This window comes from Pokkaliibacter plantistimulans, assembly GCF_003194385.1.
Lineage (GTDB): Bacteria > Pseudomonadota > Gammaproteobacteria > Pseudomonadales > Balneatricaceae > Pokkaliibacter > Pokkaliibacter plantistimulans.
The window spans coordinates 1-20,352 of the sequence record NZ_LAPT01000125.1; the positions used below are offsets into that span (position 1 = coordinate 1).

At 58.3% G+C, this 20,352-nt stretch carries 16 protein-coding genes and 1 pseudogene; 10 read left to right on the forward strand and 7 right to left on the reverse strand.

The genetic code is table 11. The features are described from left to right. The 3 genes and pseudogenes from WH50_RS26440 to WH50_RS22600 form a co-directional block, all read left to right on the forward strand. Nucleotides 1–324 (forward strand): annotated as a pseudogene (locus tag WH50_RS26440) (hypothetical protein); the annotation flags it as partial. A gap of 56 nt (nt 325–380) precedes the next feature. Then, on the forward strand, nt 381–542 hold the full coding sequence (locus WH50_RS26445; RefSeq protein WP_165838525.1) for a hypothetical protein: 162 nt from the start codon (nt 381–383) through the stop codon (nt 540–542). Nucleotides 543–690: 148 nt separating this feature from the next. Then, nucleotides 691–1,938, forward strand: coding sequence for an NAD(P)/FAD-dependent oxidoreductase (locus tag WH50_RS22600; RefSeq protein WP_110189470.1), 1,248 nt, complete (start codon nt 691–693; stop codon nt 1,936–1,938). Nucleotides 1,939–2,088: 150 nt separating this feature from the next. Here the strand turns inward: WH50_RS22600 and WH50_RS22605 are convergent, their stop codons facing one another. Further along, nucleotides 2,089–2,847, reverse strand: coding sequence for a hypothetical protein (locus WH50_RS22605; RefSeq protein ID WP_110189471.1), 759 nt, complete (start codon nt 2,845–2,847; stop codon nt 2,089–2,091). Between the two features lie 133 nt (nt 2,848–2,980). After that, nucleotides 2,981–3,988, reverse strand: coding sequence for a 1-aminocyclopropane-1-carboxylate deaminase (locus tag WH50_RS22610; protein WP_110189472.1), 1,008 nt, complete (start codon nt 3,986–3,988; stop codon nt 2,981–2,983). A gap of 276 nt (nt 3,989–4,264) precedes the next feature. Here WH50_RS22610 and WH50_RS22615 point away from each other — a divergent pair, with 276 nt between their 5' ends. The 3 genes from WH50_RS22615 to WH50_RS22625 all read left to right on the forward strand — a co-directional run bounded on the left by WH50_RS22615 (nt 4,265) and on the right by WH50_RS22625 (nt 8,246). Then, entirely contained in the window at nt 4,265–5,668 is a 1,404-nt protein-coding gene (locus WH50_RS22615; RefSeq protein WP_110189473.1) for an aminotransferase-like domain-containing protein, read from the forward strand. Between the two features lie 154 nt (nt 5,669–5,822). Then, the gene (gene aroQ / locus WH50_RS22620) at nt 5,823–6,494 is read left to right on the forward strand and encodes a gamma subclass chorismate mutase AroQ (RefSeq protein WP_110189474.1); all 672 of its coding nucleotides are present in this window, start codon (nt 5,823–5,825) and stop codon (nt 6,492–6,494) included. 474 nt (nt 6,495–6,968) lie between these two features. Then, the gene (locus WH50_RS22625) at nt 6,969–8,246 is read left to right on the forward strand and encodes an MFS transporter (protein ID WP_165838526.1); all 1,278 of its coding nucleotides are present in this window, start codon (nt 6,969–6,971) and stop codon (nt 8,244–8,246) included. 131 nt (nt 8,247–8,377) lie between these two features. Here the strand turns inward: WH50_RS22625 and WH50_RS22630 are convergent, their stop codons facing one another. Further along, nucleotides 8,378–9,496: a 5-methyltetrahydropteroyltriglutamate--homocysteine S-methyltransferase gene (locus WH50_RS22630; protein WP_110189476.1), complete on the reverse strand. Its 1,119-nt coding sequence runs from the start codon at nt 9,494–9,496 to the stop codon at nt 8,378–8,380. A 351-nt stretch (nt 9,497–9,847) separates the two neighbouring features. Here WH50_RS22630 and grxB point away from each other — a divergent pair, with 351 nt between their 5' ends. Beyond that, on the forward strand, nt 9,848–10,498 hold the full coding sequence (gene grxB, locus WH50_RS22635; RefSeq protein ID WP_110189477.1) for a glutaredoxin 2: 651 nt from the start codon (nt 9,848–9,850) through the stop codon (nt 10,496–10,498). Nucleotides 10,499–10,520: 22 nt separating this feature from the next. Here the strand turns inward: grxB and WH50_RS22640 are convergent, their stop codons facing one another. Continuing rightward, complete coding sequence (locus WH50_RS22640; RefSeq protein WP_207780439.1) at nt 10,521–12,488, reverse strand: RecQ family ATP-dependent DNA helicase; 1,968 nt, start codon at nt 12,486–12,488, stop codon at nt 10,521–10,523. A gap of 235 nt (nt 12,489–12,723) precedes the next feature. Continuing rightward, nucleotides 12,724–14,094: an ethanolamine permease gene (gene eat, locus WH50_RS22645; protein ID WP_110189478.1), complete on the reverse strand. Its 1,371-nt coding sequence runs from the start codon at nt 14,092–14,094 to the stop codon at nt 12,724–12,726. Between the two features lie 705 nt (nt 14,095–14,799). Here eat and WH50_RS22650 point away from each other — a divergent pair. Then, entirely contained in the window at nt 14,800–16,083 is a 1,284-nt protein-coding gene (locus tag WH50_RS22650; RefSeq protein ID WP_165838527.1) for a patatin-like phospholipase family protein, read from the forward strand. An 88-nt stretch (nt 16,084–16,171) separates the two neighbouring features. Next, the gene (locus tag WH50_RS22655; protein ID WP_110189480.1) at nt 16,172–16,546 is read left to right on the forward strand and encodes a VOC family protein; all 375 of its coding nucleotides are present in this window, start codon (nt 16,172–16,174) and stop codon (nt 16,544–16,546) included. A gap of 146 nt (nt 16,547–16,692) precedes the next feature. Here WH50_RS22655 and WH50_RS22660 read toward each other — a convergent pair whose 3' ends face one another. Next, nucleotides 16,693–17,805: an MltA domain-containing protein gene (locus WH50_RS22660; RefSeq protein ID WP_110189481.1), complete on the reverse strand. Its 1,113-nt coding sequence runs from the start codon at nt 17,803–17,805 to the stop codon at nt 16,693–16,695. 253 nt (nt 17,806–18,058) lie between these two features. Here WH50_RS22660 and WH50_RS22665 point away from each other — a divergent pair, with 253 nt between their 5' ends. Continuing rightward, on the forward strand, nt 18,059–19,135 hold the full coding sequence (locus tag WH50_RS22665; protein WP_165838528.1) for a TIGR04552 family protein: 1,077 nt from the start codon (nt 18,059–18,061) through the stop codon (nt 19,133–19,135). 162 nt (nt 19,136–19,297) lie between these two features. Here WH50_RS22665 and WH50_RS22675 read toward each other — a convergent pair whose 3' ends face one another. Next, nucleotides 19,298–20,230 (reverse strand): LysR family transcriptional regulator, encoded by a 933-nt coding sequence (locus WH50_RS22675; RefSeq protein WP_110189483.1) that lies wholly within the window; start codon nt 20,228–20,230, stop codon nt 19,298–19,300. Between the last annotated feature and the right edge of the window lie 122 nt (nt 20,231–20,352).

Genomic DNA, 20,352 nt, shown 5'->3' on the forward strand with positions numbered 1-20,352 from the left:
GCTGTTGCTGTTGCTGTTGCTCTGACTCTGGCCTCTACTCTTCCGGTGTTTTCCTATTCGGCCGAGGCCAGCAAAGACAACGATACGCTGGTGTTTGCTTCGGACAGCGAGCCGGAACATATCAGCCCCTATCACACTGGGTTACGTGAAGGCATTGTGCTGGGGCGTCTGGCCTGGGACACGCTGACCTATCGCGGCCCGCGCAGAGGTCAGTATCAGCCGATGCTGGCGACAGACTGGTCAAGGGAGGACAGTACCCATCTGCAGTGTAATGACCATTACATCGCTGACTGTCCGATACTGAACATGCCATCAGCAAGATAGCGTTTGTCGTTAACTCTGATGCCGACACACGCATCGCGCAGTTGATGACGTGAGCAGTGGACTGGATCGGGCAGGTAACCTCTGATCAGGCCGAATTCAGTCAGACCTATACGCCCTTGCTCAGTGAGCCCCTGACGGCATGCATCACCGTGTGTGCCGGGCTGATGGTCGGCAAGGTGAAGATGGAGATCGGCGTGATGGCGACGTTACCTGCCTGATCTCTTGGATCTTTAATACGTTAATACAGTGGCAAAGACCGGCCATACTTCAGTAAGGTGATCAGGCGGACGCTGTCGCCATGACGGCCGATGAGCTGTCCGCGTGCAACGTTTGCAGGCAATACCGCGCCGCAAGGAGCAACAAATTGTGAATAGTGATGTCATCGTGCTTGGTGCCGGGATGGTGGGAATCAGCACCGCCATCCACTTGCAGCGCCGGGGTAAGTCCGTTGTGGTCATTGATCGCAAGGCGCCGGGCGAGGAAACCTCCTTCGGTAATGCCGGGGTGATTCAGCGCGAGGCTGTCCGCCCTTATGCCTTCCCCCGTGACTGGCCCACGCTGTTCAGCGCCATCGGCAACCAGCGTCTCGACATCCGCTATCGGCCCCTGTCGGTGTTGCAAAGCATGGGGCCGCTGCTGCAGTACTACCGCCATTCTGCTCCGGCCCGGTATCAGAAAATTGCCCGTGAGTATGCCTCCATCATCGCGCTGTCACTGGACAGTCACGGTGACCTTATTGAGGCCGCCGGTGCAGGCGGACTGCTGGGGGAGCAGGGGCTGGTGTTTCTTTACCGGACTGCACAGGCACGGGACGAGGCGTTTGCGACCGCCGAGGCGGTGCGGGCGGAAGGTGTCAGTCATCGCAAGCTGACGGGCAAGGAGCTGGCGCAGCTGGAGCCGACCCTGACTGACAGCCATGCAGGAGGGATTCACTGGACTGATCCCTGGACTATCCGCAGCCCCGGTGATCTGGTGAAAGCCTATGCGGCATTATTTGAGCAGCTGGGGGGGCGTATTCTGCGTGGTGATGCTGCGACCCTGAGCCGTCAGGGGCAGCACTGGCATATCCGTGACGAGCAGCTTGATGATCATCTTGCTACTGACGTGGTGGTCTGTCTTGGCCCCTGGTCGACCCGCCTGACGTCACGGTTTGGCTACGCGCCGCCGCTGTTCGTCAAGCGCGGCTATCACATGCACTACCGTTATCGCGAGAGTGGGCCGCAGCAAACCCACTGGGTACTGGATGCCGAACGTGGCTATCTGATGGCACCAATGAAACAGGGCATACGTCTGACGACGGGGGCGGAACTGGCGCTGCTGGATGAGCCTGCTTCCTATGCGCAACTGGAAGCGGCAGAGGCCGTAGCGCGGCAGACGTTCGCCATCGGCGAGCGGGTGGACCCACAACCCTGGAAGGGCGCGCGGCCCTGCATGCCGGATATGAAACCGGTGATAGGTGCCGTACCGGGGGCGGAGGGTATGTGGTGTGCGTTTGGTCACGGCCATCAGGGCTTTACCCTGGGCCCGGCCACGGGCATGTTGCTGGCGGCAATGATGTCAGGAGAACCAACGGCTATCGATATGAATCCTTTTGCACCGGCACGTTCATTCTGACGGGCTTTCTTCTCTGTCAGGTGCGCCTGCGCGGGCCTGACACTTTTCTCTTTTTACTTTCCGGCTTTTCACTGTCTGGCTTTTTACTTTCTCGCTTTTTGCTTTCTGGCTTTTACATTTCTGATGTGCGATCAGGGCATGTCAGGCACATCAGAAATACATGATCAGTGGTTCCAGCGCCTGCTGTTCCGGCCGTGACGGGCGGCAGTAAGCGACTTCATTGAGCATGTAGCGGCACTGTTTGAGCTGTTCAGCGAAGCCCTTTTCCAGCAGATCAAAAGCCGCATGCTCGTCCAGTTCAACCTGATCGATATAGGGGCTGAACAGGCTGGGCAGGCTGTCATGATTGAGACCGTTCACCAGTACCGTCAAGCTTTGCTGCAGAGCATGGCAGCGTTCGCCCAGACGGTTGAGCTGCTGGCTGTAGCGTGTCTGCTGTTCACTGCTCATGGTGCTGATGGCGGCCAGTGTATACAGCCCGCCCTGCGCGGCAGGGTGCAGCACGGCATCGATTGAGGTCAGCGGCTGAATCCAGGCAATGTCGCGGGGTAGCTCAGGCGTGATGGGAAGTGTCTGCAGTGCAGGGCTGACAACGGCGGTCACAGGCAGGGTGTCGGGGTGGAAGCTGGCTTCTGCGAGGGAGGCACTGTCTGCAGCGGGCAGGTCGGTGGAGAGATAGCGCAGTTGCAGCGGCAAGTGGGTGAAGAGGTCCGGGTCGTGCTCATGCAGCTGCCTGAGTAGCGGCGCAAAGTGGCTGGCACAGCTGAGATAGGCGACCTGTTGCTGCCGTGCCTGATCCAGCATGTCTTTCAGCTGATGCGGTCGCAGTACGTCCTGTTGCAGCCAGAGAAGGAAGGGGTCGAAGCGCAGACCCATGCGCAGGCTCGTGTCCTGACGGTGTGATGCCATGCTGTGTTCCTGTGGTGTCAGATGGAAAGGCAAAGAGCGAGAAGCCCTCGGAACCTGTCACGGACGGTTCCGGGCTTCTGCTTTGTTTCACTCATTCACTGAGTCCGCGTTGCTCCTCAGCAAGGAGTGCCAATCAGGAGAACAGCGAGCTGTAGGCGTTCAGCGCGGGAGCACCGCCAAGGTGGACGTACAGCACTTTGGCATCTTTCGGAATGGCACCGCTCTGCACCATGTCGATCATGCCGTGCATGGACTTACCTTCATACACGGGGTCAGTCAGCATGCCTTCCAGACGTCCGGCCAGTTTGATGGCTTCCAGTGTGCCTTCGTTAGGCTGACCATAGACCGGGCCACCGTAGGCGGTTTCCAGAATGACATCGGCGTCGCTCAGATCACGGCCCAGCTCGATCTGCTCGGCAGTCATACGGGCGATTTTCAGAATGGCTGCACGAGTTGCATCGGGCTTGGCAGAAGCATCAATACCAATCACCTTGCGGGGGCGATCCTGACCGGCGAAACCGGCGATCATGCCGCCCTGAGTGCTGCCGGTGACGCTGCAGACGACGATATGGTCAAAGAAAATACCCAGTTCCTTTTCCTGCTCAGCCACTTCTTCGGCAAAGTTGGCAAAACCCAGTCCACCGAAGGGATGGTCAGAGCCACCTGCAGGAATGGCGTAAGGCTTGCCACCACGGGATTCCACCAGTTCCAGAGCGCGTTTCCAGCTGTCGCGGATACCGATGTCGAAACCGGACTGATCAAGGATCACTTCTGCACCCATGATGCGGCTCAGCAGGATGTTACCGACACGGTCGTAGACGCTATCGGGCCAGTCGACCCAGCGCTCCTGCACCACCACACACTTCAGACCGGCAAGAGCGGCTGCTGCCGCGACCTGACGGGTATGGTTGGACTGCACCCCGCCGATGGATACCAGCGTGTCGCACCCCTGACGGATGGCTTCCGGCAGAAAGTATTCCAGTTTGCGGGTCTTGTTGCCGCCGTAGGCCAGACCGCTGTTGACGTCTTCACGCTTGGCCCAGATTTCTGCGCCACCCAGATGCTGGCTCAGACGCTTCAGCGGGTGAACAGGAGACTTGCCGTGCATCAGGGGGAAACGTTCGAATTTGCTCAGATTCATGATGTCATCCTTCAGACTGCCGGTGGCAGTGCCATTAGCTTCAAGTGCTGTCTCCCAGTGCCGCGCGTCACTGGCCGATGACTAGACAATATCCCCACGCGGGCTTTCTGCTCAGGACAATCTGGCACCTACCTTGCAGAACTGTCTGAAATTTCAGACAAGGTGTCTGATCTGGTGGGAAAACTGTCTGAAGGTGAGCGGGGCGCTGTCTGCGATACGGTGGGTGCACCAGCATGCAGCGCAGCGGCCTTGGGCAGGCAATGACAGGAGGCGGAAATGGCAGAGCTGGCCATGGCGGATATCGATAAATGGGTGGAGGTCTTTCGCCAGCAGATCGAGCAGCGTAATTTGCCGCGCGGCTATCGCATGGAGTCGATTCGCGCCGCTGCCAGCCGTTGCGGCCTCAGCCGTTATGCCATGACGGCGGTGTATGAGCGGCTAGAGGCCATGGGCGTGCTGGAGGCCCGTCAGGGCTCCGGCTTCTATGTCTGTCGCACACCGCAGACGGTGCGTAACAGCAGCAGTTTCCCCACCGATGATGTGCTGGATGTCGCCCTGCTGATTCGTGGTCTGCTGGATCGCAATGATCTGGTCAAATGCGGCAGTGGTACCCTGCCACCTGACTGGCTGGAGGAGCTGGAGCTCAGTCAGCACATCAAGACGGTCGCCTCACTGCCCGCCACCAATGTCTACAGCTATGGCCTTGAGCGTGGCTTTCAGCCGCTGCTTGAGCTGGTGCAGCTCAAGCTGGAAGCTATGCAGATCAGTGTGCGTCAGGAACAGCTGATGCTGACCCGCGGTGTTACTGAAGCACTCAACTACCTGATCCGGGCCTTGTTGTCGCCCGGCGATACCGTTTTGGTGGAAGCGCCAAGTTACTACAACCTGATCGGTTTGCTGCGGCTGGCCGGTATGCAGGTGATCGCCATCGAGCGGCAGCCTGACGGGCCGGACCTGCAGCAGTTGCAGGAGGCCATTGAGCAGCATCACCCCAAGGCGTTCTTCCTGCAGTCCATCCTGCATAATCCCACCGGCAGCAGCATCAGCCCCGGCAAGGCCTTTCGGCTGGTGTCGGCTGCCGAGAAGGCCGGTATGTTCCTTATTGAAGACGATATCTACGGCGATCTTGCCGACCCGGCACTGATTCGTCTGGCGACGCTGGATCAGCTCGACAAGGTGATTTACGTCAGTGGCTTCAGCAAGACGGTGTCGGCGGATTTGCGGGTGGGGTTTATCGCTGCATCCGCCGATATCATGGCGCGTCTGAGCAAGATCAAGCTGCTGGAGTCCATTACCGGTTCCGAGTTTGTCGAGAAGGTGGTCTACCACAGCCTGTCGCGAGGCAATTACAAGAAGCACATTGATCGCCTGCGTACCCGCCTGTTTGACGGACGGCGGGAGCTGCGCGAGGTGCTGCTGCGCCATGGCTGGCAATGCTGGGGCAGTGATGAGGACTGCAGCGACAGCGGTGACGGCATGTTTGTCTGGACCCGTCATCCGGACTGGTCGGATTCCCTTGAGCTGGCGCAGCATGCTGCACGAGCCGGGCTGTGGGTGGCGCCCGGCAAAGCCTTTGTCACGCGCGATGTCAGCCCGTGGATTCGGCTCAATGTGGCCTATAACTGTCCGAAGCTGTTCGACTGGCTGGCACAACCCGGGCAGAAAGTGGGCAAGACCTAGCATCTGTCAGCAGATCGTGAACACGTTCGCAGGAAGCGGCAATACTGCAGTAGCAACGTGGGTGAAGACGGAATCTTTGTGCAGTGCTTGAGGTCCGCCTCATTCTTCGGCACAGATAGCAGACTAATGAGTTTGGGCTGGAAAGAGGGAAAGCATGGATAGAGTAAACGTTATCGGCGGGCGGCAGATCGTAACAAAAAGCCGGTTGAGCAGGGTGCTGCTGACCATGCTGATTGGCCTCGGTGGAGGCCACAGGGCACTTGCGGACAGTACCGATGCTGCCACTTCGGCAGCTTCGGGCAGCTCACCTCCTGTCTCCAGCAGCGCTCGTCCTGTTTCCAGCAATAGCGGGCTGGCCAATCTGGTGCGGCTGAGCAGTGAGCGGCTGACACTGGCAGACGCCGTGGCCGTGAGCAAGTTTCATACGGGGAAGGCGGTGGAAGACCCGCAGCGTATTCAGCAACAGCTGCAGGCGCTGGTTGAAGAGTCAAAGCAGTATGCCCTTGAGCCGCAAAAGGTGAAGGCGTTTTTCAGTGCGCAGATAGAAGCCAACCAGCTGGTGCAGTACAACCTGCTCGATACCTATGCCATGACGCCGGATCTGGTCGGCCCAGCGGATGATCTGGAGACCATCCGACAGGACATCACCCGTATCAACCAGCAGATTCTGAGCATCTTCGGTGCGGCAGAGGCGGAGCTGAAGCAGGGGGACTGTGCGGTGAAGCTGCATGAAGCCATTGCCTTCCAGGCCAACGACAGTGATTTCGATGATCTGCACAGCATGGCGCTGGTGCGGGCGTTTGGTGACATCTGTCGACAGCCCTGAGTCTTTGATCAGGCAGAGAACGGACGCCTGAGCCGTTCTCGATGCTCTTTTCTCAATGCTCCGTTTATTCCTGTCAGTATCCTGATGCGGTGTACCGCCATCCTCCACTCGTCTGTTGTCGGCTTGTGTTTGCTCAGGCCAGTCCCTAATCCTCCTTACATAATTTGTTAATTATTCTCACTGGCATTGGTGGCGCATTTACAGTTTAATGCCATTTAATCAATCGATTGATAGATTAGTGAGTGAGCAGCGCACGATAAGCGAATGAAAACAGCTGCTCACAATGTCCTGATCCATGTGCTGTACCCCTGTCGCAATGGTGTTCGGTCACTGGCGGTGTAAGGCGGTTGTCTGGAGCGAGTTCACAATCGAGTGAGCAGCTTCCGGAGCTGGCTGCTGATTCCACAACCATCCATGCCGAGTTTTCTATCGTTTGACACTGCGGGCGGGGAGCTTTTCTTTCAGGTGGCTATCTTGTTTAAATCCAACGAGTTTTTCCGTGAACGCACCCTGCTGCGCTATATGCTGGGGTCGCTGTTCTCTACCCAGGGGGTATGGATTCAGCGGCTGACACTGGGGTGGATGGCGTGGTCATCCACCCACTCTGAAACCTGGGTAGGCATGATTGCCTTCTTCATGTTCTTCCCTACGGTGATCTTCGGACCTTTCTTCGGGGTGCTGGCAGATCGCATCAACCTGCGTGCAGGCGTCATCAGCCTCAATTTCTGGAATTCGCTGTTGTCTGCCTCCATGGCGCTGATGATCGCCCACGGCTGGCATGATCCCTATCTGTTGCTGGGGTTTGCCCTGCTGCTGGGCCTGACCACCAGCGTCTATCAGCCCATGCGGCTGGCGCTGGTCTCTGATCTGGTGTTCAACCCCAAATACCTGCAACGGGCCGTCGCGTCCAACTCCATCATCTTCAATACCTCGCGCTTTATCGGCCCGGCGCTGGCTGGGATCATCATCAACCACTGGGGTAACGCAACCGCCTTTGCGGTAACGGCAGCGTTCTATCTGCCGATGCCACTGCTGTTGATGCGGGCCAAACTTAACGCCTCTGCCCGAGCCTCCGATGACAGCCGCAAGAGCAAGAAGAAGGAAGGGGTGCTCAGCGAGTTTCGCTCCGGCCTGAACTATGCCCGCAGCAACGAGTTCATCCTGTGCCTACTGCTGGTCACCCTATTCACTACCGTGTTTGCCCGTGCCTTTCTGGAGCTGCTGCCTGCACTGGTACAGAGCTGGTTCAATCAGGGGGTATCCGAGCTGGCGATGCTGACCTCATCAGCCGGTATTGCTGCGGTTATCTCCGGTGTGTGGCTGTCTGGTCTGAAGCAGCGCAATACCATGCTGGCCGCGACCCGCTGGGGTTCGATCATCACCGCCATCGTGGTGATCCTGATGGGCAGCTATCAGAACTTTCACTACGGTTTGCTGGTCATTGCCGGGCTGGCGTTTTTCAGCACCATGGCCGGTATTGGCTCCCAGACCTTGATTCAGATGATCGTTGACCGTGCCTTTCGTGGCCGGGTAGTCAGCCTGTGGGGAGCCATTGTGATGGGCGGTGCCTCGGTAGGCAGCCTGATGCTGGGTACGCTGATGGAGCATCTGGGCAACCGTCCGGTGATGATCGGTGCCGGGATACTCAGCCTGCTGACATCGATCTGGGTTAGCCGTCGCTTGCAGAAGGCCGCCGAGGACAGCGCCAGCGCAGAGGCTGAAGCCATGGCTACGGGAATGGTGGCAAAATAGCGCGTAGCGGATAAGTCGCCGCCAGTAAAAAGGCCAGCATTACCATGCTGGCCTTTTTGCATTCTGAACGGAGTACGGTGTAGCGCGCTCATTCAGACAGCGACGGATAGCGCAATATCCTGCGCACTCTCCTAGCGGTCACCCCAGACTTCGCGGGCAACATCAACCACCAGCCTGAGTTTGTCCCATTGCTGCTGTTCGCTCAGATCATTGCCGTGGCAGGTGCTGGAGAAGCCGCACTGTGGGCTCAGGCACAGGTTGTCCAGTGGCATGTAGCGGGCGGCATCCTGAATGCGGTTGATGATAAAGCCCTGATCTTCCAGCTGGGCAATCTTGCTGGACACCACGCCGAGTACCACCGACTTGTTGTCAGGGACGAAGCGCAGTGGTGAGAAATCGCCTGAGCGTTCGTCGTCGTACTCCAGGAAGTAGGTGTTGACGTCCAGTTCGTTGAACAGCACTTCGGCAACGGCATCGTAGCCGCCTTCGGCAAACCAGGTGCTGCGGAAGTTACCGCGGCACAGATGAATGCCCACCACCATGTCGGCAGGGCGCTGGCTGATGGCCGCATTGATCAGTTCGGCGTAACGGTGCGGCAGCTGGCTCAGGTCTTCACCCCGTTGTTCAGCGGCAGCGCGCATCTTGGGGTCGCACAGATAGGCCAGGTTGGTGTCATCCAGCTGCACATAGCGGCAACCTGCCTGATACAGCGCATCCAGCTCATCGCGATAGCACTGCGCCAGATCCTCAAAGAAGGGATCAAGGTCAGGGTAGGAGGCAATGTCGATGGCTGCCCGACCACCGCGGAAATGCACCATAGTGGGGGAGGGCATGGCGACCTTGGCCGTGCCCTGCCGGATTTGGCTCTGCAGGAAAGTAAAGTTGTCCACTTCGATGTTGCGCGCATGGCGTAACTTGCCGGTCACGCTCAGTTTTGGCGGGGTGAAGCCGTCATCACTGCATTTGGCACTGGGGTTGGCAGCGATGTTGCCAGTCACGCTGACACCGTCCAGCTGCTGCAGAAAATCCAGATGGAAGTAGGTACGGCGGAACTCGCCATCGCTGATGCTCTTCAGGCCGATCTCTTCCTGCTTTTTGACAATCTTGGCGATCTCCAGATTCTCTACGCTGCGCAGGGCGGCAATATCCAGCTTGCCTTGCGCGAAAGCCTGACGGGCATCCTGCAATGCCTGTGGACGTAACAGACTGCCGACTTGCTCGGCGCGGTAGGGCAGGGTGAACTTGGCCATGACACGGATCCTTATGAGTGGCATGCAGCAGGGCGACTGCACGCTGATTAGTAGAATACTGGGCGCATAGTAAGGGAGAATTTGCTTTTGGATCCAATGCCTTCTCTTCAGTTTTAAAGTGAAGAAAATTAATACAGAGGTGAGGTGGTGCGCAGTCAGCCGGTGTTGCGAGGCCTGAGTGATTTTGTTTCCCGCCGTGGCTGTTGTATTTTGCCCGGCACAACGACATTACCTTGAACGTCGGCTATTTTGCAGTGCAGTATCGGAAGCTTGTTTGCCCATCGCTCGCGAGAGCGTGAACACGGTATTAGTCGTGCTGCAAAGGGATAAATACTGGGGAGCGCTGTTTTGATGAAGTTATATGTCTACGACCACTGTCCGTTCTGTGTTCGTGCAGCCATGGTGGCAGGCTATAAGGATGTCGATCTGCAGATCGTGCCCTTGCTCAATGATGATGAGGCGAGCTGCCATCAGCTGATCGGCAAGAAGATGGTGCCTATTCTGGAGTGGGGTGATCAGGCGATGGGGGAAAGCCTGGATATTGCCAAGAAGCTGGATGAAATTGGATCCGGTGTGAAGCTGATGCGTGCCCCGACTGACTATCAGAGCATCACCGCCGTGATCAGCAGTGTGCAGCGTTCCATCAGCTGCCTGCTGTTCCCTCGCAATATTCAGGCGGGTCTGCCGGAGTTTGCCACCCCGTCTGCCCGCGATTATTTTCAGCGTAATAAAGAGCCGATGATCGAGCAGTCCTTTGCCACAGCAATGGCCGACACGGCTTTGCACAAGCAGCGAGTGGAAACCATGCTGGCCAGTCTGCCGCATCTGTCACTGCCTTCGGAGAACGGTGACACCCTGGGCTGGGACGATGTGATGATTTACCCCACACTGCGTAACTTGACACTGGTGCAGGATCTGCAGATTCCCCAGCAGGTGCGCGACTATCTGCAGGAAATAGCCGCACTGACCCGGACCGAGCTGTATTACGCCATCGCGATCTGACGCTGCTGGCCCTTATTCGCTCTTATTCGCCCTTTTCCAGACTGGCCAGCTGCTGGCGCACGGCGGCGAAGCCGTACTCCTGCAGGCTGCCATAGCCCATCAGGCGGTTAGCCCGCAGTTTGGTCAGGGCTGGCAGGCTGATGCCACAGAGAAAACAGGCCAGCGTGTGACGGTCTGCAGTGGTGTTCATCTTGCTCTGCAGGTCGGTCAGGGCGCTGCTCAGCTGTTCAGGTTGCAAGGGCGGCAGCGCCACAGGCTCGGGCAGTTGTGCCACACGACCATGGCACACGGAGCAGTGGCCACAGTGCTGCGGTGCCTGCTGGTCACCAAAGTAACTGGCCAGACGCTGACTGATGCAATGGTCGCTTTCAAACAGTTCGATCATCCCGGTTATCCGGTCAATTTCCTTGTTTTCCTTGAGCTGAAACTGTTCTGACAGCTGTTGCGCCAGCGTGGTTATGGCGTCGTCATGGGCCAGACCGGGGTGGGGCAGCACGCGATAGGCTTCGGTCATCTGCTTGGCTTCCAGTGTCAGCCAGCCTCTCTCATCCATATATTCCAGTGCGGCAACCAGTCGCTGTCGCTGGCCGGGGTGGGCCTGATTGAAACTGTCGAAATCCAGGCTGTACCAGCTGCGCCCCAATCTGGCGTGCTCAAACAGCGTCCCGATAAACTGCTGTCGTTCAGGGTTGAAGCGGGCCAGCAGGCTGTCCTTGTCTTCCTGCAGCTGGAAGCGGTAGTCCGCAAAGTAGCTGTATAACGGCTGAATCACGCCGCGCAGTTCCAGATACACCAGCAGGGTTTTCAGCGGCAGCTGGCGGATATTGCTGCGCTCGGACAGCCGATAAAGGGTCGTCTCCCACACCTGCTGCTCCGCTTCGGTGGCGATGGTCTGCAATACCGAGCGGATGCCGTCGACCTGTGGCGTATCGCCATAGACGAAGTTTTCCAGCACCTGCAGCTCTTCGCGGCTGCCCAGCAGCGTACAGAGTGAAGGCTGACCATCACGCCCGGCACGGCCGATTTCCTGACTGTAGTTCTCCACCGACTTGGGCAAATCGTAGTGCACCACCTGACGAATATCGCCCTTGTCGATGCCCATGCCGAAAGCGATGGTGGCGACGATGATACGGCTGCGCCCATCCATAAAACGCTGCTGAATCTGCTGGCGTAACTCCGTGCCAAGCCCGGCGTGATATGCCTCGGCAGCGAGGCCCTGCGCCTGCAAAAAGCCGGCGACCCGTTCAGCCGTTTGCTGCAGGGTGACATAGACCACGGCTGCTGATTCCGGTGTCTTGCGCAGCACCGCCAGCAGGGCCTGATCACGCTGAGCGCTGCGGACCGGGCGGATATGCAGGTGCAGATTGGCGCGGTAGAAACCGGTCACCTGAATATGCTCAGGGCGAATGGCAAATTTACTGGCCATGTCTTCGATCACGGCAGGCGTGGCAGTGGCCGTCAGCAGCAGAGCCTGCGGAATAGCCAGCTGGCGCTGATACTCCGGCAGCTTGAGATAATCCGGGCGGAAATTATGGCCCCATTCGGAAATACAGTGCGCCTCATCCACCACCAGCAGTGACAGCGGCACCTGACTGATAAAGCGACGGAAGCGTTCATTCTTCAGGCGCTCAACTGAGATCATCAGGATTTTGATCTTGCCCTGACGTACCTCCTCCATGGTGTGCGACGTGGCGTCCCGGCTCTGGCTGGAGTCGATGGAGGCGGCCGCAATGCCTTTCTGCTGCAGGAATTCCAGCTGGTCCTGAATCAGCGCCAGCAGGGGAGATACCACCAGAGTCAGATGAGGGAGCTGCAGTGCCGCCAGCTGGTAACACAGGGATTTCCCGGAGCCGGTCGGGAAGATCGCCATGGCGGAATGCCCTTCGGCAACGGCGCTGATCACCTCGCGCTGGCCCTGACGAAACTCAGCAAAACCGAAATACTGCTGTAGTTGTTGTTCCAGGCCTGAGAGTGGCTGCGATTGAGACACGGCGTCCTTCCTTATGGGTCGGTATCAAGAAGGGAGAGACTTTAGCACAACCGCGGCAGATGCCGTTTGCCGGTAGCGGAGCGAAAAGGGATGCGGGTGTTGCGCGGGGTTGGGAGGAGGGTGCTCGCAGCGTACATCTCCGGGAAGGATGTACGCTGCGAGCGGGTACAGCGACGTCAGTGTAGCAGGGGTTCACCTTTGTGTGGTGTAAAGCTGTATCGCAAAGAATTCATGTTCAGTTAGAGCCTGTCAGCAGCGCGTCTTCTTCGGCATTGGCACGATGATGGGCGGTCAGCTGGAAGTAGCAGTAACCGACGGCCATGAATACCAGGAAGATCAAACCGATGATGGCGTTGAACCAGGCCATGGCGATCAGACAGATGACCGACAGGACCAGCGCGATACCCGGCACTACCGGGAAACCGGGTGCCATGAAGGTGCGCTCCAGATGCGGTTCGGTACGGCGCAGCTTGAACAGGCTCAGCATGCTCATGATGTACATGACGATGGCGCCGAACACGGCCATGGTGATCATCGCGGCGGTCAGGCTCATGCCCTGCAGGTTGATCAGACCATCACTGTAGATGGCCGCGATACCAATGATGCCACCAGCGATAATGGCGCGGTGCGGCGTCTGAAAGCGTGACAGTTTGGCCAGACTAGCAGGCAGGTAACCGGCACGGGCCAGCGCGAAGAACTGGCGGGAGTAGCCAAGGATAATGCCGTGGAAAGATGCCACCAGACCGAACAGGCCGATCCAGACCAGCATGTGCAGCCAGCCGGAGTTTTCACCTACCACCATTTTCATCGCCTGCGGCAACGGGTCGTTGATGTTGGACAGCGCGCTCCAGTCACCGGCACCGCCTGCCATGATCATGACGCCCATGGCCAGCACCACCAGCGTCAGGATGCCGGTGACATAGGCTTTGGGAATGGTACGTTTGGGGTCTTTAGCCTCTTCGGCAGCCATGGCAGCCCCTTCGATGGCGAGGAAGAACCAGATAGCAAAGGGAATGGCCGCGAAGATACCGGAGACCGCAGGCATGCCAAAGCTTTCTGAGCCGGCCCAGCCATTCAGCACAAAATTACTGAAGCTGAAGCCGGGCGCCACGACGCCCATAAAGACCAGCAGTTCCAGTACCGCCAGAATGGTAACCAGCAGCTCAAAAGTCGCTGCCAGCTGTACGCCGAGGATATTCAGCGTCATAAAGACGATATAAGCGCCCACCGCCGCGGTTTTGGGGTCAAGGCCGGGAAACTGCACATTCAGGTAGGCACCGATAGCCAGTGCGATAGCGGGTGGGGCAAAGACAAATTCGATCAGGGTGGCAAGACCGGCAATCAGCCCGCCTTTCTCACCGTAGGCACGGCGGCTGTAAGCAAAGGGGCCGCCCGCATGGGGAATGGCTGTGGTCAGCTCGGTGAAACTGAAGATAAAGCAGGTGTACATGACTGCCACCAGCACCGCGGTGACCAGAAAGCCCAGGGTGCCCGCGACGCCCCAACCATAACTCCAGCCGAAATATTCGCCGGATATGACCAGACCGACGGCAATCCCCCAGAGGTGCAGAGTACCCAGGGTGGGCTTTAGCTGTTGCACGCTCATCAATGTCCCCTCTCTCAATAGTATTGGCCCGGCGATGGCAGCCATCAGGCTGGTGGCCAGGGTCTCTTTTTTGTTGGTTATCGTCTCTCTTGCTGCAATGACAGAAGTCAGTCTGTCGGGTGGTGAGTAAAGCGAGGTCAAGGTATACCGCCGGGCTTTTCCACGGCGCAAACAGTTTCGTTTTGGGTGAAACGTTACTATTAGAAAAAATGATAGTGCCAGCTGTTAGCACGTTGTAATCAACGCACGCCCTGTTTTAGCCGGAGCAGAGATTGAGCACAGCGACAAACAGTGACCTCATCGGGCATCAGTTGCTGCGGCCTGTAGCTGTTAACTGCAGACGTATAAGCGGTGTGACGAGGCGGAAATGACGGAGGAAGTGGCGGTTTTATGCCGTCCGTTTTAGAGCATAACGTTCTAAAACACTAAATCCTTGATACAGAAGCCATAATGCTGCGCTGCGATAAAATACGCCCGCTACGCCCTTGAAATGCGGTTCAGCGCTACCTAGCTAAAGAGTTCATACCCTGACGGGAGAACGCCATGGCCGATACCGACAGTAATGCAACAGTACCCGAACACCCCCTTTCCTCCGCAACTCCAGTGAATGAAGCCGCTGCCCCTGATGCCTCGGGATCCGTGACACCTTCGCGCCGCAGCAGGAAAAACACCGCAAGCGCTAAGCCAAGTGCTCCTGCTACAAGCGTGGCTGATAACAATGCAGGCCATCCAGCCCCGCCCGGTGCGGCTGAGCCCAGCGCTCTGCAGCAGATTACAGCGACCTGCTTTGGTGAGAAGCCCATGGTGGCGCTGGTACTACAGGGTGGTGGGGCGCTGGGTGCCTATCATATCGGTGCCTATCAGGCGCTGGAGGAGGCCGGCGTCCAGCCGGACTGGATCAGTGGCATTTCCATTGGTGCGGTGAATGCGGCCATTCTGGCGGGTAATCCTCCGGAGTTGCGGTTACGCCAGCTGGACGCATTGTGGGAGGCCATTTCGCGTCCGGACATCTGTTCTGCCGGGCAGATGCGTCATGCGCCGCTGGCGGTACAACGTTATTTCAATACCCTGAGTGCCCTGCAGGCCATCTGTTTTGGTCAGCCCAACTTCTTCACGCCACGCTTTCCCAACCCCTGGCTCCTGAGTGATCTGACAGCCAGTCAGGCCGGGTTTTACGATACGGCACCGTTGCTGGAAACCCTGCAGGCCCTGAGCAATTTTGAAATGATCAATCAGCGCTTTCTGACGCCCGAGCCAGCGCTGACTGACAGCGATGACGCCACACCTGCCTGTGCGCTGGAAGAAGGCGTATTGCTCAGTCTGGGGGCGACCAATGTCACCACCGGCGAGCTGACGTTCTTCAACAACTGGCAGCAGGAGATCACCCCGCAGCATGTGCTGGCCAGTGGTTCCCTGCCACCCGGCTTCCCGGCGGTAGAGATCGAGGGCCAGTGGTACTGGGATGGCGGTTGTGTGTCCAACACGCCACTGGAGGCCATCCTGCAGAATCTGCCAGACCGGCCCTTACTGGTCTTCATGGTTGATCTGTGGAGTGCGGAAGGCGCGGCACCGACCACCATGGATGAGGTCAGCTGGCGGCAGAAGCAGATCCAGTATGCCAGCCGCACCGCGGCGGAAATTACACGCGTCACTCACGAGCTGAATATGTGCAGGAGCCTGCAACAGGCGGGTGTCCCTCATGAGGTTCCGGTGCATCTGGCGCGCTATCTGAAGTTTGGTCACTCACTGGATATCGTCCATATCACCTACTGTCCGGGGGCTGATGAGATTGCCAGCAGTGATGCTGAATTCAGCCGGGCTTCCATTGCAGATCGCCGGGCTGCCGGGGTGCGGGATATGCGCGCGGCCCTGCAGAGTGCTCCCTGGAAAAGCCTGCGCCCACGCCAGAAAAGTGCCAGCTGCCACAAGGTCAAGTCCGGTCTGGTTGAAGTGGACTGTTTCAGGGTGGCGGGGCAGAGGGAAGGCTGACAACAGTCAGGGCACTGTTGTTCGTCCTTGAAAGTATCCATGACTGAGTTCACACCGACAGAGACCGGAGGACAGCCCCTTGACCCCCATGATGAGTGCGCTGGTGGTATATGCGCAGGATGTTTCAGCCGTCAGCCATTTCTATCAGGCCGTACTGGCAGGACAGATCAGCGAGCAGCACGACGACTACTGGAGGGTTATTGCCCCCGGTGTGGAGGTGGTGGTGCTTTCCACCCCGCTAACCCGGGCGCTGCCCGTTGTTCATCAGCCGCTGCCGCGACAGGATGTGGCCATCAAACCGGTATTTATTGTCGATGACCTGCAACGGGTCAGAGAGGCAGCGGTAGCAACAGGAGGCGGAGCTAGGCCAGCTCAGGCCGAATGGCGCTTTGGAGACTTTCGAGTGCTGGATGGTTGGGACCCGGAGGGCAATATTATTCAGTTCCGGCAGCAGGCCGAATGAGATGAGAAAGGGCGCCACGGTACAGCGGCGGCCCTTGTTGTTAGTAGTGATAACGCAGCTGAGCAATAAGCAGACTGTCTTCTGTGACCTTATCAACGTGCCAAACCGGTCACTGCCGGGTTCGATTCCCGCTTGTTCTTACTCCGTTAGCGCTTGCTCTTGCCGGGAAAGTCTGTGCGCAGTTCCAGTCGCCACAGCTGTACCTGATCATCCTGAGTCAGCCCGGCGATTTCCTCGGCATCATTGCCTGCTCCGATAAACAGATCCATGCGCACATTGGAGGTGATGGCAGCGCCACGGTCCTGGCCGATCACCAGTTGCTGCACCTTCTGGCCATTGCCCAGCGTGCCGCTGACAAACACCGGCAGGCCGGGGATAAAGTGCTGCCAGTCGAGGGCTGCGCTGCGATAGGGTGTCAGGCCTGCCGTCAGGTTCATGGCACCGGGAGGGCCGACCCGCTTTACCCCTTGTGGGTCTTTGCCGACAGAGAAAAACACCATGCGCTTGTTGCGCCAGTACACATCGTCCTGCTCAGGCTGGGTGTGCGTTGCCATCCAGGCCTTGATGGTCTGCATGGAAATCTCTTCCTTGCTGATCTCGCCGCGATCCACCAGTACCTTGCCGATGGAGGTGTAGGGCAGGTTGTTGGTGCCCGCGTAGACGAAGCGTACTTCGTCACCGTTGGCCAGTACGCCGGTGCCGCTACCCTGTACCTGCAGCACAAAGGCTGACCAGCGGTCGGTGTAGTACAGCACCTGACTGCGCAGTTGCGCCACCTTGCCACTTTCAATGGCCTGACGGTCAGGGCTCTGACCAGACGACCATTGGGCAGGCAGGGCGTAAATAGGCCAGTTCAGGGTGCTGGTCGGTTTCTTGCTGATGGGAAGGCTGGGCTCGTAATACGCCGTCAGCATCGGATGGCGCTGGCTCGACTGCATGGGGATGGCCACGAAGTACTGATCCAGCCAGGTCAGCCACTCCTTGTGGCTGGCGCGTTTGCTCATCAGTTCATGGGCGCGCTGACAGGACTGCTGATACAGCTGGAACTGCTGACCGGAAAACTGGCGGTCACCTGCAACACCCAGAGGTTTGCCATTGCCACGTTCGCGGTATTTATCGCAGCTGTGCAGATAGGTTTGCACCGCCAGAGGCAGGTTATCCCGGCTGATACCGGGCAGTGTGGAAGGCAGGCTATGGGCACTGGGGGCGATAAACAGTTGAACAAGACCCATAACGATGCCGGGCAGGCTGAAAGGCATAACGGACCCTGAAGACGTGTTGCTCAATTTGTTGCTCGAAAAATACGCCAGCCCGTCAATGTCGACCCTGAAACAGGGGATAAATGTGGCGTAACTGAGTACGGGCCCGAGCACTATGACGAGCTTTGCCGGAGGGTTCAAGCCGACAAATGCTTGACTGATCAGAGGCGGGCTACCATGGTTAGCAATGGGCTGGTGGAAAGTAGGGGTATCGATACTGCCACCAGCAAACTCATCACAATGGACAGTTCAGATGGCAAAACGGGATTCAGGACCCGAATGGGTTCCGCGCTTGAGCAGTGCAGCGGAGCTGGAAATTCCCTGGGAAATGCTTGAGCCCCTGATAGGGGGCCGTTCGGTGGTGGATCTGCGTCAGCTGCAGCTGGCGGATACCGATGCCGCTGTGCGTTTTCTGTCTGCTTATGGTTTTAACAGCGACATGCAGGAAGACCGGCAGTGGATGCTGTTGATTCATGAACGCGCCATCAATTACCTCGATGAATGGGTCTTACCCTGGCATCACCTTGAGCGGGTGCCGGAACCCTATCGTTCCATGCCCATCGAAACGCTGCTGGTGGAGGCTTCCCGTCCCGGTGATCACCCCTGGCCCAACTGGCCCTGCGTGCTGCTCAAGGTGATGCACTGTGCCACCCATGCCCTGTTCAGTGAAGATCAGGAAGCCCATCGGTTTGCACTGGACAGCATACGTTCACGCTATCTGCCATTCCTGTTTGAGCAGCAGGGGCAGCAATGGATTGGTGACGAACGCTGCAAGATTCCGCTGGTGGAGTTTCGTATCAAGGAGGAAAAGTCCTTTGAGCGGATCATGACCAAACTGCTGCATAAGCCGGGCAATCTGGCCTCGGAAGTGTTTGACCGGCTGGGAGTGCGGCTGGTAACGCACGATATTTTCTCTGCCGTGCTGCTGATCCAGTTTCTGCGCAGCCGGGCCATCATCATGCTCGCCAACCAGCTGCCGGAACGCACCCGCAACTCGCTGGCGGAGCTGGATGAAATCCACCGCCTGTACGGCATCAGCTCATCCTATATTGTCGAATCGGCCAACGAGACGATGGGGCAGGAGGGCAGTCGCGGCAATCCTTTCAGTGACCGTACCTTCCGCATGTTCAAGTTTGTCGAGCGGCTGATACTGCGTATGCCTAGCGGCCGTCGCTGCATTTATCCCTACGAAATTCAGGTGCTGGATGCCAATTCACTGGAAGCCACCAGTCAGGGTGCCGCCACTCACGATGCCTACGAAGCCCGGCAGATGTGCCGGGTCAGACAGCGTCTGTTTGGTCACTTTCCAACGGTGGATGTCAGCCACTGAGTGCCCGGTCTGAATTCACCATCAAGGATAGCGGTGAAATCGAACACCGTGATCACTACCTCAGTGCCGAACAAAAGGCCACAGAACGTTGCATGATGCCCTGTGTTTCACGGGGCAGGGAGCTGGTGCTGGATCCGGTTGTGCGGGAGCCTGCTGTGCCGCTCACCCCAACCATTCCATCCACTGCGGATTGACCCGTTCGGCGTAGACGCGGCAGCTGTCTCGCAGTGTCTGTACGGCGGAAATAACCCTGAGATCGGCATCATGGCGATGGCACAGGCTGACGATGATGGGGGGCAGTGCCGCCTCCAGCGCCAGCTCGACAAACTCGCCGCTGCTGAGCGCCTGCTGCACAAACAGAGCGGGAATAGCCGCTACGCCATAGCCGTCCCTGACCAGTTGCACCATGGCCGCCACCGAGGGTGAGCAGGTCATCCGCACCTGACTGAAGGGCAGGTTCTCCTGCTGGGCCAGCCGTAGCAGGGTGTCTTCCAGCGCGCGCTGGGGAGCGGTGCCCCGTTCAAAGGTCAGAATCGGGCGGGCCAGTACCTGCCGGATCAGGCCATCGCGACTGTCGAGCAGATCGTGACGGGCAATCCAGCGTACCGGGTAGAGCGCCAGCGCGGTGGTCTGCAAATCACTGTGCTCAACGCTGTCGACCCGCACGATCATATCCACGTCGCCTTCCAGCAGGCGCTGATGCAGCACGCGGCTGACATCCACCGTCAGTGCCACCTCCAATGCCGGATAGCGCTCCGCCAGCAGACTCATCGCCCCCGCCAGCCAGCTGTGAACCACCGTCTCGATCACCCCCAGCCGCAGCTGCCCCTGTACCGGGTTGTCCTGCTGGGCGGCGGCTTTCAGCGAGGCCACCGCATGCAGCACGGTGCGGGCATGGCCCAGCAGGTACTCACCCTGCGCGGTCAGGCGAAACTCCTTGCTGCCACGGTCGATCAGCTCGGTGCGCAGTTCATCTTCCAGCCCCCTTATCCGTTGCGAAATGGCCGCTGCTGTTGCATGCAGGGCACGGGCGGTGGCGCGGTAGTTGCGCAGCTCGGCCAGGGTGACAAAGGTTTCCAGAAAGCGGGTATTCATGACGCCACCAGCGGGTAATTTGTGTTAAGGAAATATAAACAAGGGTGGCTATAAAATCTCATTAACGTTCATTTTTTATTCGTAATAGGGTGTCAGTGACCGTGCCGCTACAGCGCCTGATC

Bases quoted from the DNA above. Each gene is read 5' to 3' on its own strand.
- WH50_RS22660 (WP_110189481.1), bottom strand. From the start codon at position 17,805: ATGCCTTTCAGCCTGCCCGGCATCGTTATGGGTCTTGTTCAACTGTTT.
- WH50_RS22605 (WP_110189471.1), bottom strand. From the start codon at position 2,847: ATGGCATCACACCGTCAGGACACGAGCCTGCGCATGGGTCTGCGCTTC.
- grxB (WP_110189477.1), top strand. From the start codon at position 9,848: ATGAAGTTATATGTCTACGACCACTGTCCGTTCTGTGTTCGTGCAGCC.
- WH50_RS22675 (WP_110189483.1), bottom strand. From the start codon at position 20,230: ATGAATACCCGCTTTCTGGAAACCTTTGTCACCCTGGCCGAGCTGCGC.
- aroQ (WP_110189474.1), top strand. From the start codon at position 5,823: ATGGATAGAGTAAACGTTATCGGCGGGCGGCAGATCGTAACAAAAAGC.
- WH50_RS22665 (WP_165838528.1), top strand. From the start codon at position 18,059: ATGGCAAAACGGGATTCAGGACCCGAATGGGTTCCGCGCTTGAGCAGT.
- WH50_RS22655 (WP_110189480.1), top strand. From the start codon at position 16,172: ATGATGAGTGCGCTGGTGGTATATGCGCAGGATGTTTCAGCCGTCAGC.
- eat (WP_110189478.1), bottom strand. From the start codon at position 14,094: ATGAGCGTGCAACAGCTAAAGCCCACCCTGGGTACTCTGCACCTCTGG.
- WH50_RS22615 (WP_110189473.1), top strand. From the start codon at position 4,265: ATGGCAGAGCTGGCCATGGCGGATATCGATAAATGGGTGGAGGTCTTT.
- WH50_RS22610 (WP_110189472.1), bottom strand. From the start codon at position 3,988: ATGAATCTGAGCAAATTCGAACGTTTCCCCCTGATGCACGGCAAGTCT.
- WH50_RS22630 (WP_110189476.1), bottom strand. From the start codon at position 9,496: ATGGCCAAGTTCACCCTGCCCTACCGCGCCGAGCAAGTCGGCAGTCTG.